Genomic DNA, 14,383 nt, shown 5'->3' on the forward strand with positions numbered 1-14,383 from the left:
ACCACCAGCGGAATCTGGTCGTAATAATGCACCTGGCCGCGTAGTTTACCGATGGGCGTCGCGGTTTTTAATAAGTTTTGCGCGGCAATACGGCCTACGGCCAGAATAATCTTAGGTTTGATCAAGGCGACCTGCCCTTTCAAATATCCCTCGCAGGCCGCCGCTTCCTCCGGGGCCGGATCGCGATTCCTGGGCGGACGGCATTTGATCACGTTAGCGATGTAAACGGCTTCCCTTTTGAGACCGACGGCCCGAATCATTTCGTTGAGCAATTGCCCGGCCCGCCCCACGAATGGTTCGCCTTGCAGATCTTCCTGTTCTCCAGGCGCTTCGCCAATCACCATCCATTCGGCTTCGCGATTGCCGACGCCGAAAACGGTCTGAGTACGGCCTTGGTGTAGCGGACAGGCGGTACATCCCGCTACGCGGGCCTCCAAATCCGCCCAATCCGGCAGACAACCCGAAGACACAGCATCGATCGGAGGCGAATTCACCGCGCTTATTAGGCTCTCACTCAAGCCATCCGGCGTAGCCTGGGGTAGGTCCGGATTTTCGGCAGCCTCGAACGCGGCACGCCGCCGGGGTACCCAAACTTGGATACCCATCGAATGGAGATAATCCAGGCGTCGTTCATCGCGAGGCATAGGCCGGAACCGTTCTTAGACCGCCTCTTCGCAAAACTCGGGCATTATCAAACGTCTCCCGCCACTTGAGGATGCATGCGTTGCCGCGGCGCCAGGAGTTTGTTGACCGCATTGATGTAGGCCTTGGCCGAAGCGATCACGATATCGGTATCTGCGCCCTGGCCGTTGACGATCCGCCCGCCCTTTTCCAGGCGAACCGTCACTTCGCCCTGAGCGTCGGTGCCGGTGGTGATGTTATTGACCGAATACAGCAACAAGGTGGAGTCGGTATGAACTACGGATTCGATGGCCTTGAAGCTCGCGTCGACAGCGCCGCTGCCCTGGGCGGTGCCGCTCACTTCTTCGTTTTCGACCTTGAGCGACACTCGCGCGCAAGGAACCTCGCCCGTTTCCGAGCATACCTTGAGCGCGACAAGCTTAACCCGCTCGTCCTCCGCCTCGACGCCCGCTTCCGTGATCAAAGCCTGCAGGTCTTCATCGAAGATTTCGTGCTTTTTGTCAGCCAAGTCCTTGAAACGCTGGAATGCGTCGTTCAATTCCGCCTCGGATCCGAACTCTATCCCCAGTTCCTGCATGCGCGTGCGAAACGCGTTGCGGCCCGAATGCTTGCCCAGCACCATCCGGTTTGCAGTCCAGCCGACTTCCTCCGCGCTCATGATTTCGTAGGTCTCGCGGCTCTTCAAAACCCCGTCCTGATGAATGCCGGACTCGTGCGCAAACGCATTGGCCCCAACGATGGCTTTGTTGGGCTGCACCGGAAAACCGGTGATATTCGAGACAAGTTTGGAACACGCAACGATTTCGCGGGTGTCGATCTCGACTCGGCAGGGAAACACGTCTTTACGGGTCTTGACCGCCATGACGATCTCCTCCAGCGCGGCATTGCCGGCCCGTTCGCCCAAGCCGTTGATCGTACATTCGACCTGCCGCGCGCCGTTCATGACGGCGGATAATGAATTCGCAACCGCCAACCCCAGATCGTTGTGGCAATGCACCGAAAAGATGGCTTTATCGGAGTTGGGAATACGTTCTCTCAAACGCCGGATGGTGGCGCCGAATTGCTCCGGCACGCTGTAACCGACGGTATCGGGGATATTCAAGGTTTTCGCGCCCGCATCGATAACCGCCTCGAGTATTCGACACAGAAAATCTTCTTCCGAACGTCCGGCGTCTTCCGGCGAAAACTCGACATCATCCGTATACTGCCTCGCCCTTTTTACAGCCTTCACGGCATACTCGATCACCTGATCGGGCTCCATGCGCAGCTTTCTTTGCATATGAATCGGCGAAGTCGCGATAAACGTGTGAATACGCGCCCGATTGGCTTCCTTGAGCGCCTCGCCCGCACGGTCGATGTCCCTATCCAAAGCCCGCGCCAAACCGCATACCGTGCTTTCCTTGACCGCCCGAGCCACAGCTTGCACCGATTCGAAATCGCCGGGACTCGCCGCCGGAAAACCGGCCTCGATCACATCCACCCGCAGACGCTCGAGCGCCTTGGCGATGCGCACCTTTTCGTCCCGCGTCATCGAAGCGCCGGGACTTTGCTCGCCGTCCCGCAGCGTCGTATCGAAAATGATGAGTTTGTCGCTCATGATAAAACCTCGTCTATCTCTCGTGGCCTCTCTTCAAGAGGACCTTGCATTTATGTTCGCGCTTAGGATTTTGGAATGCGTCAAGTCTACTGCCCCTCAGGGCAGGAGACGAAGACGCAGAAGGTCGAGGAATTCAGAGCGACAGACAGCGCCGACCCGGCCGATGAGTCGGTCGGATTTCCGGCGTTGTAGGTTGGCGATTGAATGCATGGATTTGTGACTGCCTTTCGAGCAACTATATTACTCATCCGAATACCGTACAAGCGCCATAGTGGGGAATAGTTTCGCCTTATCCGGCGAAGGACTTTAATGTCAGCAGATTCCCCGTCCCTTCTCAGGTTCGGCGCTCGCTCCGCATTTTACGTCGCCCGAGCAAAGTCAGTACCGGCCCCGAAACAGCGTAAGCCGTAAACATGACAAACAGCATCAGGGGCGGATTGGTAAAAATGAAGGCGAATACCAGCATCACGAGGATAGCCCACATGAACGGCACCCGTCCGCGGAGATCCACATCCTTGAAGCTGTAGTAACGGAAGTTGCTGACCATCAGGAGCCCGGTCATCAAGGCTAGTCCGAGCGAGACATAGCGCATGGACTCGCCGGTCAGACCGTAGGTTTCGCTAAACCAGATAAACCCGGCCAAAATCGCGGCGGCGGAAGGACTCGGCAAACCTTGAAAATACCGTTTGTCCGCGGTTGCGATCTGGGTATTGAAGCGGGCCAAGCGAAGCGCTGCACCGGCGGCGTGCACGAAAGCGGCAACCCATCCGATCTTGCCCAGCGTCGTCAGCGACCAGATGTAGGCAACCAAGGCGGGAGCGGCACCGAAGGAAATCATGTCGGCCATGCTGTCGTATTCGGCCCCGAAGGCGCTCTGCGTATTGGTGAGACGCGCCACCCGTCCGTCGAGACCGTCCAGAACCATGGCAATGAAGATGGCGACGGCAGCCACTTCGAAGCGCCCGTTAAAGGCGGCGGTGATGGCGTAGAAACCGGCGAAAAGCGCTGCTGTCGTGAACAAGTTCGGCAAGAGATAGATGCCGCGCCGACGCCTCGCAGGGGGAATTTGTTCTTCCATAGTCCCGCTTTAAGTTGAATCAACCGATAATGCGGGCTAGCTTAACATAGCCCGCCGCCAGTTCGGCGGGTCGAGCACGAACCGATTGGCTCGTGCCCGGCCGAAAGCAAGAATCAGTTCTTGCTTTTATCGACGATTTTGTTGGCTTTGATCCAAGGCATCATGTCGCGCAACTTCGCACCGACCTGTTCGATTTGGTGCTCGCGACCCAGACGCCGCTTGGCCTTCAGCGTGGCGCAACCGGCCTGATTCTCCAGAATGAATTCGCGGGCAAACTCGCCGCGCTGAATTTCGCCGAGAATCTTCTTCATCTCCTTTTTCGTCTCCTCCGTGACGACACGTGGCCCGCGGGTCAGGTCGCCGTATTCGGCGGTATTGGAGATTGAATAGCGCATGTTGGCGATGCCGCCTTCATACATCAAATCGACGATCAGCTTCAGCTCGTGCAAGCACTCGAAGTATGCCATTTCGGGAGCGTAGCCGGCTTCCACCAAGGTCTCGAACCCGGCCTGCACGAGTGCCGTCGCGCCGCCGCACAATACGGCCTGTTCACCGAACAGGTCGGTTTCGGTCTCTTCGCGGAAGGTCGTTTCGATGATGCCGGCGCGTCCGCCGCCGTTTGCAGAGGCATAGGACAAGGCGATTTCCTTGGCCTGTCCCGAAGCGTTCTGATAAACCGCGATCAGGGAGGGTACGCCGCCGCCCTGGGTGTATGTCGAACGCACCAGGTGGCCGGGGCCTTTCGGCGCGATCATGATCACGTCTAGATCGGCGCGCGGCTGGATCTGTTCGAAATGGATATTGAACCCGTGGGCGAACGCCAACGCCGCACCTTGCTTGATGTTCGGTTCGATCTGCTCGGAATAGAGTTTCGCCTGGTGTTCGTCCGGAGCCAGTACCATGATGACGTCGGCTAGTTTCACGGCCTCTTCCACCGACATGACGGTCAGCCCCGCGTTCTCGGCCTTCACTGCGGAGGCCGAACCCGGACGCAATGCGACGATGACCGAAACGCCTGAATCTTTCAGGTTGTTGGCGTGAGCGTGGCCTTGCGAGCCGTAGCCGATAATGGCGACCTTCTTGTTCCGAATAATCGAAAGATCGGCATCTTTGTCGTAATAAACCTGCATGAATGGTCCTCGTGATTTATCGTTTTGGCTGATTACTATTCGTAACGAAATTAAAAACCACATCGTCACCCCGGCAGGGAAGGGGCCGATTAAAGGCCCGTTTGCGATTGGGACTGCCGGGGTCCAGTTTACAGGGACGTAGACGCTAAAACCTTCCGTGGCTTCTGGATTCCGGCACTCCCTGCCGGAATGACGGGTAATACTGGCATTTGTTATACGCTGCAGTCGTCATCGGCATTAGTTAGACGTGAAGCCCGCGGTCGCCGCGCAGAATGCCCGTTGTGCCGGAGCGCACGACCTCGATGATGGCCTCCTGATCGAGCGTCTGGAGAAACGCGTCCAGCTTGGACTTTTCGCCGGTAACCTCGATGACGTAGCTCACCGGCGTAACATCGATGATTTTTCCGCGAAAGATATCGGTCAGGCGAATGATTTCCTCCCGCGCCCTGTCGACGGCACGCACTTTCACCATCATCAATTCGCGTTCGATGTGGGAAGATTCCGAAATATCGATGAGTTTGACCACATCGATCAGCTTGTTGAGCTGCTTGGTAATCTGCTCGATGATCTCGTCGCTGCCGGTGGTAACCAGCGTCATTCGCGACAAGGACGCATCCTCCGTGGGCGCCACGGTCAACGACTCGATGTTGTATCCGCGTGCGGAAAAAAGTCCCGCCACCCGCGACAACGCCCCCGATTCGTTCTCCATCAAAATGGAAATGATGTGGCGCATCAGGCAAGCTCCCTCTCGATGGTGACGCCGGGAGCGAGGCGCATCTCATGGTGAGCCTTGCCGGCCTCGATCATCGGATATACGTTCTCGGTCGGATCGGTCAGGAAATTCATGAATACAGTACGATCCTTCAGCTTGAACGCCTCCTCCAGTGCCGGGCGCACGTCGGCGGGCTTTTCGATGTGCATGCCGATATGGCCGTAAGCTTCGGCCAGCTTGACGAAATCGGGAATGGTCTCCAAGTAGGAGTGGGAGTAGCGGCTTTCGTAGGTGAATTCCTGCCACTGGCGGACCATGCCCATGTAACCGTTATTGAGATTCACGATTTTGATAGGCGTGCGGTATTGCAGGGCCGTAGCCAACTCCTGGATGCACATCTGAATGCTCGCCTCCCCGGTTACGCAGGCCACGTCCGCATCGGGGTGAGCCAGCTTGGCGCCAATGGCCGCCGGCAAACCGAACCCCATGGTGCCGAGTCCGCCCGAGTTGATCCAGCGGCGCGGCTTGTCGAATTTGTAGAACTGAGCCGTCCACATTTGATGCTGCCCGACATCGGACGTTACGAATGCATCGCCATTGGTGACTTCGTACAACTGCTCGATGACGTATTGCGGCTTGATCAGCGGACTATTCCGATCGTAACGCAAGCAGTCCAAGGATTGCCAGCGCGCGATTTGATCCCACCATGCGGTAAGAGCATCTTCATCGGCCCGCTTCTCACTGCTCCCCAGTATCTCGATCATGTCCTCCAGGACCGGGCCGACTTCACCGACGATGGGAACGTCGACGCGCACCGTCTTCGAGATGGAAGCAGGATCGATATCGATGTGAATGATCTTCGCATGCGGGCAAAACTGGCTGAGCTTGCCGGTAACCCGATCGTCGAACCGCGCACCGACGGCGAACAGCACATCGCATTCGTGCATGGCCATATTCGCCTCGTAGGTTCCGTGCATGCCCAGCATGCCCAGAAACTGCCGATCGGTGGCCGGATAGGCCCCCAATCCCATCAAGGTACTGGTGATCGGAAATCCGAGTATCCGGGTAATTTCCTTCAACTGTTCGGACGCATTGCCCAATATGACGCCGCCTCCCGAATAGATCATCGGCCTCTTGGCGGAGAGCAACAACTCTACCGCTTTCTTGATCTGCCACCGATGCCCCTTGACCTGCGGGTTATAGGAGCGGATTGAAACCGAGCGCGGGTACTCGTAAGGAATCTTGAGATTGGGATCGGTGACGTCCTTCGGAACGTCGACCACCACGGGACCGGGTCGGCCGGTGGTGGCGATGTAGAACGCCTTCTTGATGGTCTCCGCCAGCTTGTGCACGTCCTTTACCAGGAAATTGTGCTTTACACAGGGCCGGGTGATGCCGATAGTGTCGCACTCCTGGAAGGCATCGCTGCCGATGACCGGCAAGGGCACTTGGCCGGTGATGATTACCATCGGAATCGAATCCATGTAGGCCGTCGCGATGCCGGTGACTGCATTGGTGGCTCCGGGGCCGGAAGTCACCAGCACCACGCCGGGCTTGCCGGTCGAGCGCGCGTATCCGTCCGCGGCATGGGTCGCACCCTGTTCGTGGCGCACCAGGATGTGCTTCACGTCGTCCTGTCTGAACAGAGCATCGTAGATATGCAATACGGCCCCGCCGGGGTAACCGAAAATGTATTCAACCCCTTCGTCCTTAAGACTTTGGACCAGGATTTCCGCGCCGCTGAGATCCACGGTTTCAACACCCCTAAAAAAGAATCAGGCGTTTCGAAAACGCCCGTTTCGGCCGAGACAACAAAATAAAAATAGCCGATAACGGTACTCGGATTCACATTTTCCGTCAAGCCGCGGCCACGCGGATGGCGTTCGTTCGATCCTCGCATGACGTTTCCCGGAATTGTACCGTACTTGGACAGCGGAAACGCCTCGATAGTGACTTCGGCCTCTTACGCAGCGTTGACGAACCGGTACTTTTGCTCTGGATACATTTCCACTTCGAATGGATTGGCTCCGAGCATGATGACCCGCGCCGGCGTAACAACTCCCTCGATATGCACCGCTAGTTGCCATATGCCGCGCCATCCTCGGGTCTTGCGGAACATGATTGTTCAGGAGTGGCGCCCCGGCGGTCTTCATCAAAGCTGCCCAAGGCCTTATTCGACCAAGCGGGGTGCGCGTCAGCCCTCTATGCCGCCCGCGTATCTGTACCAGTCTCTGGATTTGTCGCCGAATACCAGAAAATAAGGATTGAGCAGCGACGGCTTGGTGTTGTAAAGCAGTGGCTGACCGCGCAAGTCGGTCACCTCGCCACCGGCTTCCTTTACTATGCAATGCGCCGCCGCGGTATCCCATTCCGAGGTCAGACCGATGCGGGGATAGAGATCCGCCGCGCCTTCCGCCACCCAGCAGAGTTTCAGCGAACTGCCGATCGACATCAGTTCATGCTCGCCCAGTCGGTTCAGGTAGATTGCCAATTCCTCTGTCTGGTGCGAGCGACTACCGACCACTCTCAGCGGATAGTGAGCACTCGTCGTCACTTCGATGTTTTGCGGGGGCGAATCGTCGATCTGCCTGTAGGCGCCGCATCCCTCGGATGCAAAGTAGCAAAGATCTTTTGCCGGCGCATACACCACGCCGAGCACCGGTTGGTGACGATGAATCAAGGCCACGTTAACGGTGAACTCGCCATTTCGCTTGATAAACTCCTTGGTACCATCCAGAGGATCGATCAGCCAAAAGGTCTCCCAGTCGCTTCGCTCCTCGAACGGCAAACTTTTAGATTCTTCCGAAATGATCGGGTAGGCCGGACGCAAAGCCGCGAGCCCTTCGACCAGACAGTGATGGGAAGCGAGATCGGCCGCGGTGAGCGGCGAACTATCTTCTTTTACGCCGACGCGGAAATCCGATCCGTAGATCTCGAGGATACGACGCCCGGACTCCTTGGCGAGAGCGACTACGGTCTCGAGAAAGCGGGAGGGTTCTTTTCTGAGGGGCATGGCTTGAAATCCGCAGCTACTCACTGGATACGCTGAATGGAGGGAATCGAAGATAATGACTGAAAGCAACCGAGTAAAATATTAAACCATGATCGATTGGCGAAACATTAGCAGCGTGTTTCTCGATATGGACGGCACGCTGTTGGACCTGAATTTCGATAACCACTTTTGGCTCGAATTCGTTCCGCTGCGTTACGCCGAACGGCACGGACTTTCGGTCGCGGAAGCCAAAGCCGAATTGACACCCCGGTTCAAGGAAACCGAGGGACGACTCGAATGGTACTGCCTGGATTACTGGACTGATCGTTTGTGCCTGGACATCGTAGGCTTAAAAGCCGAAATCGCGGGACTGATAGCGATACTACCTCATGTCACCGACTTCCTCGATGCCGTACGCAAAGCCGAAAAGCGTTTGGTGCTGGTAACCAACGCACACCCGAAAAGCTTGGGTTTGAAGTTGGAGCGAACCTGCCTCCATGGTTTTTTTGACGAAATCTTCTCTTCGCATGCATTCGGATTTCCGAAGGAGCATCCCGGCTTTTGGAAAGCCCTTAGCGCCATAGAACCCTTTTCGGCGGATAAGACGCTACTGGTCGACGACAGCGTGACCGTATTACACGCCGCCCGCCAATTTGGCATCCGGCACGTAGTTGCCGTGAAGAAACCCGATAGCCGGCAACCTCCAAGAAACATCGTCGAATTCGACGCCATTGAGGACTTTCGCGAGCTAATGCCTCCAAGCTGAAATCGACCGCGGCGCCAATCCCCGAAACAAGTCCGTCGCCCCCATTTGCCCGTCCGTCCGCGAGCCGATTCCGGTGTTTACCGAAGGCAATTTACGTACGGAACCATGGGGCTTGAAATTGTCATTCGTTTAAGCTGAAATGCACGTACGCAAGGGAAAGCTGCACCATTCCCATTCGTACTGGCCGTTGGCGCCCCAGTCCCTTCCAATTTCCCCGTTGAGACCGTGAGGAGTTCATTGTGAGCGAACGCATACTTCAAGTTACCGATGCCGAATTCGAGGATAAGGTCCTCAAAGCGAGCGGCCCTGTACTAGTCGATTTCTGGGCCGAATGGTGCGGTCCCTGCAAGATGATTGCACCTATTCTGGAGGAGGTCGCTGGGGATTATGAAGGTAAGCTGACGATCGCCAAGCTCAATATCGACGACAATCCTGGAACGCCCCAGCGCTACGGCGTACGCGGAATTCCAACGCTGATTTTGTTTAAGAACGGCGAAGTGGAAGCCACTAAGGTGGGAGCCTTGGCCAAATCGCAACTGGCTGCATTCCTTGACGCCAATATTTGAGCATCCGGCATGTGCGGGCCGGTTCTGACTAGACGGCCTCGCACGCCTGTGCTAACTTTGGTGTAACTCTTAACGTCGTCCTCTTAACCGGGCCACTTCCGGCCGTTCTCTCCAAGCTCGTCTCTCATACGAGCGCAATTCCTTAGATCATTTACATCTGCTCTTCACTAACGTCTATGAATCTGACCGATCTTAAACGCAAACCCGTTTCCGAACTCATCGAAATCGCTGAATCACTCGACATCGAAGGCGTTGCTCGAACGCGCAAACAGGATTTGATCTTTTCGATCCTGAAAAAACAGGCCAAAAGCGGGGAAGATATCTACGGCGACGGGGTATTGGAAATCCTGAGCGACGGATTCGGCTTTCTGAGGTCCGCCGACAGCTCCTTTTTGGCCGGACCCGATGATATTTACGTCTCGCCCAGTCAGATTCGTAGATTTAGCTTACGAACCGGAGACACGATTTCCGGAAAGATTCGTCCGCCCAAGGACAACGAGCGCTACTTCGCAATGCTCAAGGTCGAGCAAATCAACTATGAGCCGCCGGAAAACGCCAAGCACAAGATCTTATTCTCTAACCTAACTCCCTTATTTCCTGTCGAACGCCTGCAACTGGAGATCGGCAACGGAACCACCGAGGATTTGACCGCTCGGGTGATCGACCTGGTCGCACCGATCGGCAAAGGGCAGCGCGGCTTGATCGTGTCGCCGCCGAAAGCCGGCAAGACCATGATCCTCCAGAACATCGCCCATTCGGTCGCCGAAAAGAACCCTGAATGTTACCTGATCGTCCTACTGATCGACGAACGGCCGGAAGAAGTCACCGAGATGCAGCGCAGCGTCAAGGGCGAAGTCGTATCCAGCACCTTCGACGAACCGCCGGCGCGTCACGTGCAAGTGGCGGAGATGGTCCTGGAAAAAGCTAAGCGCTTAGTCGAGCACAAGCGCGATGTCGTCATCCTCCTCGACTCTATCACCCGCCTCGCCCGAGCTTACAACACAGTGATCCCGTCCTCGGGCAAAGTGTTGACCGGCGGCGTGGACGCCAACGCCCTGGAACGTCCCAAGCGCTTTTTCGGTGCCGCTCGTAACATCGAGGAAGGCGGCAGCCTCACGATCATCGCTACCGCACTGATCGATACCGGGTCGCGCATGGACGAAGTGATCTACGAAGAATTCAAGGGCACCGGCAATATGGAATTGCACCTCGAGCGGAAAATCGCCGAGAAGCGCGTTTATCCGGCCATCAATATCAACCGATCCGGAACCCGCCGCGAGGAATACATCGTTCCGGCGGACGAACTGCAAAAATGCTGGATTTTACGCAAAATCCTGCAACCGATGGACGAAATGGCAGCCAGCGAATTCCTGCTGGGCAAACTGAAGGACACCAAGACTAACGCCGAGTTCTTCGACATGATGAAGCGCTGAAGGAGCAAGAAAAGCCCCTCCTTCAAGCCGATCCAAGCCGTTCAGCTCAAAACAAGCCGTATAATCATCCTTCGGACGATTCGCTCGTCTCCCCGATTGCCGGAAGTTCCAGCTTTAGCGCGGCGTACATGTCGTCTTCGACGTCCAGATCGACTTTCTCCAAAATACTTTTTGGGAGCCGTTTGTTCACTTTTGCGCCCAGTTCCACAAAACTTTCCGCCTGCCGGATTAAATTGCCGCGCCCGCGGGTAAGTTTATTCATCGCGTCGTCATAAGTCTTGTGGACGCTGCTGAGCTGGGTGCCCAATTTTTCCAAGTCTTCCACGAATCCGCGCAATTTGTCGTAAATCGAGCCCGCCTTGTCCGCGATCAACTTCGCATTTTCATTCCGCCGCTCGTAGCGCCAAATGTTTTCTATGGTACGTAAAGTAGCCAGCAAGGTGGTCGGGGTCACCACTACGATATTGCTGGAGAACGCATCCGAGAACAGCTTGTCGTCGTGCTGGAAGGCCAGCATGAAAGCCGACTCGATCGGCATGAACAGCAGAATAAAATCCAGAGAGCGCAGCCCATTCAAGCCGGAATAATCTTTCTGCGCCAAGGTTTTGATATGGTTACGCACGGCCAGAACATGCTCGCGCACCGCCGACTCCCGCTCCGGTCCGTCGTCCAGGGAACAGCAGCGGTCGTAAGCCACCAGCGAGACCTTGGAATCGATGATGATGTCCTTGCCTTCCGGCAGGTGCACGATGACATCGGGTCGAAATAAGCGATTTTCGCCGTCGCGATAACCGCCTTGAGTTTCGTATTCGATGCCCTTGCGCAAGCCGGACTGCTCCAACACCCGCTCCAGAATCAGTTCCCCCCAGGCGCCTTGCAATTTTTTGTCGCCTTTCAACGCGCGAGTCAGATTGACCGCTTCCTGGTTGATACGCTGGGTCTGCAAGCGAAGGTTCTCGATCTCCTGGCGCAGGGATGCCCTGTCCTTCGCGTCGTGGAGATGCATTTCGTCCACCTTCTTTCGGAAATCGCCGAGTTGTTCGCGAAACGGCGTCAAAACGCCGTCGAGTTGGCTCTTGTTCTGTTCGGTGAATTTCTGCGTCTTTTCCTCGAGTATTTTCTGCGCCAGATTTTCGAACTGGGTGAACAGTTGAACTTCCGCGTTACGAAGCAGCGCCAGCTTTCCTTCGGTGTTTTTCTCTTCGTTCTCGAGGCGCGTCCTGAGTTCGGCGCATTCCGTCCGCGCGGCCGTAAGCTGCTGGCTTGTTTCGGCCAGTCTGCTTTCCAGTAGCGGGATGCGTCCCGCTTTTTCTTCAGCGACGGCCAGCCCCGTGCTCAACGAATAGACTCGATCTTGGCGATCAGCCAGCTCTTCCGACAATTCAGCAATTTTCTGCGCCTGCTCCTCAGTCAATCGCCGGCACAATTCCGGATGATGTCCTCTGTGGCGCAAAGACGCTATCAGCCATCCGACGGACAGTCCCAAAAGCATGCCGACAGCCAGAATCAGAGAAGGCGGCAGCTTATCGATATTCGCCACCCAATGTGTATTATCCATCGGCCCACGCTGCCCGGAAAAAAGACCTGATCATCGAGATTTACTGGGGGGGAAGCAACACGACGACCTGATCGTTCTCGCTCGTTCTCAGGACGAACGGACGAAGCGACAGGAGATCATCGGTCAAGATGTTGAGTGCGTCCGTACCGTCGACTGCCTCTTCGGACAACTTCAGGATACCGAAGACATTACGCTCCTCCAAAAAGGCGACACTTCCCAGCCAGATTGGGATGGCTCCCGGCTGCAACTGTTGTCCGCTCGGCCAGAAACGAACGATCAACCACCGCCCGTCGGAAGTCGCCTTGATCATACGAAGAGTATCCACATCGATCTGGTTGAAGTGAGGTAAAACCGGCAAGTCCGCCATTCCGGTCTGAGGATTCAGAAAGTGCAGCGCCTGGGTCGGTGTCAAAGGCTTCGGCTCTTGCCAGCCAAGTTTAACCAGATCCGAATGGATAGTATCGATCGACGATGCCCATTGAACACTGAGCGCCTGCTCGGATCGGCCGATCGTCTTCACCCGGTAGGCCGGCAAAAACCGCCAGCCCTGTTCGAGCCAGTGCTCCTCGCTTACGCTTAGAAGCGGTCGCCGATAGTAAAACTCTTCCAGCGAGTGGCTATACCAAACAACCGCCCCGATGCCCACTAGGGAAACCATCACGATCCCGATCAAGCCTCTGATCGGTACATCGCCGTGCCGATGGCGCCGATAGGCCACCCCCAGCAGGACCAGCCAGATCAGAACCATCGACAGAGTAAAGCAAGCCGCGAGAAACTCGCCCGTATCGGCATAGACGCGAGCGAACGCGATAACGGTGACCAGCAGGGTCGCCCCGGAGTAAATCAACCAGCGCCAACGCGGCGTCGCGCTGTCCGCGGTCAACACTGCCGCAAAACCGTACACCGCGCCGCCGTTCAGGACATGACTATCGATCAGCGGATTATCGTCAACGAAACGGCAGACCGTTCCGAGCGCCAACGCGAAAATCAGCGCTCCCAGGAAATGCGCCCCGGCGACAGCTTGCTTTCGGATCAATAACCAGCCGAGCACGACCGCCGAGAAAACCGACACGGACAAGGTCTCGCCCAATTCCTCGAACACGATCAAGGCATAATCGGACCAAGGAGTTCGCCAGGCTTCCAAGGACACGGGCACCGAATCGGCTGGTACCAAGAAGCAGGCCAGCAAACCAGACAGGCCCAAAATCGCCGCCCACACCGATAGGCCGGCGTAATCGCGTTGCTCAGGATCGATGAGGGGAGCGGTGAGACGTCCCAGCAGGGGGTGCTCTCGGCTAAGGTCGAACGTCGCCAGAATGAGCTGGTGCGCCCGGGGCTGGAAGTAAAGATAAAGATGCTTGCTCAACCAAGCCCCGAACCATAGGACCACTAGCAACGCAATCAATAGGGCGGCCAAGCGTCCGGTCACCTTTGACGCCAGATCGAGGGATGCGCCGAAGGCCATGCCCGGCAGCAAATATGCGGGACCCCAGAGAACGGCGGACAACACATTGATATAAACGAACCGCCGCGCCGGCATCGTCAGCATGCCCGCCACCAAGGGGATCACCGCACGGACCGGGCCGACGAAACGCCCGAACAGCACGCTCCGTCCCCCGTAGCGGTGAAAATAATCGATGCCGCGGTCGATCATTCCCGGATAGCGCTTAAACGGCCACAGAGACGACAAGCGATCGCGATAACGCCATCCCAGCCAAAAGCTGATCCCGTCGCCGACTACCGCTCCGGCTATCGCGTAAGCGCAGGTCGGAGCAAAGGAAAGAGCTCCGGCGCCTACGAGCGCCCCGGCGGCGAACATCATGGCGACGCCGGGAACCACTAGCCCCACCACTGCCAAGGATTCGGCCATGGCAATCAAAAAGACCGCTAGGCCGGCGTAGTGGGGATG

The 14,383-nt window shown here is 56.7% G+C and carries 13 protein-coding genes; 3 read left to right on the forward strand and 10 right to left on the reverse strand.

The genetic code is table 11. The annotated features are described in order from the left end of the window. From ABJK70_RS10485 to cysQ, 8 genes are all read right to left on the reverse strand, one after another. A partial coding sequence (locus ABJK70_RS10485) for a uracil-DNA glycosylase (protein ID WP_347257952.1) occupies positions 1-605 on the reverse strand: 605 nt, incomplete at its 3' end. An 86-nt stretch (positions 606-691) separates the two neighbouring features. Continuing rightward, positions 692-2,239 carry a 2-isopropylmalate synthase gene (locus ABJK70_RS10490; protein WP_077730488.1) on the reverse strand — a complete coding sequence of 516 codons (1,548 nt, stop codon included), beginning with the start codon at positions 2,237-2,239 and terminating at the stop codon, positions 692-694. 334 nt (positions 2,240-2,573) lie between these two features. Next, complete coding sequence (pssA, locus tag ABJK70_RS10495; RefSeq protein WP_077730487.1) at positions 2,574-3,317, reverse strand: CDP-diacylglycerol--serine O-phosphatidyltransferase; 744 nt, start codon at positions 3,315-3,317, stop codon at positions 2,574-2,576. A gap of 113 nt (positions 3,318-3,430) precedes the next feature. Continuing rightward, complete coding sequence (gene ilvC, locus ABJK70_RS10500) at positions 3,431-4,447, reverse strand: ketol-acid reductoisomerase (RefSeq protein WP_347257953.1); 1,017 nt, start codon at positions 4,445-4,447, stop codon at positions 3,431-3,433. 241 nt (positions 4,448-4,688) lie between these two features. Continuing rightward, a complete protein-coding gene (ilvN, locus tag ABJK70_RS10505; protein ID WP_133716465.1) occupies positions 4,689-5,180 on the reverse strand; it encodes an acetolactate synthase small subunit in 492 nt (163 codons plus the stop codon). After that, on the reverse strand, positions 5,180-6,910 hold the full coding sequence (locus ABJK70_RS10510) for an acetolactate synthase 3 large subunit (protein WP_347257954.1): 1,731 nt from the start codon (positions 6,908-6,910) through the stop codon (positions 5,180-5,182). The genes ilvN and ABJK70_RS10510 overlap by 1 nt, the downstream gene beginning before the upstream one ends. A gap of 212 nt (positions 6,911-7,122) precedes the next feature. Next, positions 7,123-7,278: a hypothetical protein gene (locus ABJK70_RS10515; protein ID WP_156880032.1), complete on the reverse strand. Its 156-nt coding sequence runs from the start codon at positions 7,276-7,278 to the stop codon at positions 7,123-7,125. A 75-nt stretch (positions 7,279-7,353) separates the two neighbouring features. Further along, positions 7,354-8,172, reverse strand: a complete 819-nt coding sequence (gene cysQ, locus ABJK70_RS10520) for a 3'(2'),5'-bisphosphate nucleotidase CysQ (protein ID WP_086134373.1) — start codon at positions 8,170-8,172, stop codon at positions 7,354-7,356. 88 nt (positions 8,173-8,260) lie between these two features. Here cysQ and yrfG point away from each other — a divergent pair, with 88 nt between their 5' ends. The 3 genes from yrfG to rho all read left to right on the forward strand — a co-directional run bounded on the left by yrfG (position 8,261) and on the right by rho (position 10,916). Further along, positions 8,261-8,917, forward strand: a complete 657-nt coding sequence (gene yrfG / locus ABJK70_RS10525; protein ID WP_077730482.1) for a GMP/IMP nucleotidase — start codon at positions 8,261-8,263, stop codon at positions 8,915-8,917. 236 nt (positions 8,918-9,153) lie between these two features. Then, positions 9,154-9,483, forward strand: a complete 330-nt coding sequence (gene trxA, locus ABJK70_RS10530) for a thioredoxin TrxA (protein ID WP_077730481.1) — start codon at positions 9,154-9,156, stop codon at positions 9,481-9,483. Positions 9,484-9,659: 176 nt separating this feature from the next. Continuing rightward, the gene (gene rho / locus ABJK70_RS10535; protein ID WP_077730480.1) at positions 9,660-10,916 is read left to right on the forward strand and encodes a transcription termination factor Rho; all 1,257 of its coding nucleotides are present in this window, start codon (positions 9,660-9,662) and stop codon (positions 10,914-10,916) included. Between the two features lie 64 nt (positions 10,917-10,980). Here the strand turns inward: rho and rmuC are convergent, their stop codons facing one another. Beyond that, the gene (rmuC, locus tag ABJK70_RS10540) at positions 10,981-12,474 is read right to left on the reverse strand and encodes a DNA recombination protein RmuC (protein WP_240502523.1); all 1,494 of its coding nucleotides are present in this window, start codon (positions 12,472-12,474) and stop codon (positions 10,981-10,983) included. Positions 12,475-12,514: 40 nt separating this feature from the next. Further along, on the reverse strand, positions 12,515-14,383 hold a 1,869-nt coding region (locus tag ABJK70_RS10545), incomplete at its 5' end, for a VTT domain-containing protein (RefSeq protein WP_347257955.1).

Source organism: Methylocaldum sp. (assembly GCF_039794385.1).
In the GTDB taxonomy this organism is placed as follows: Bacteria; Pseudomonadota; Gammaproteobacteria; order Methylococcales; family Methylococcaceae; genus Methylocaldum.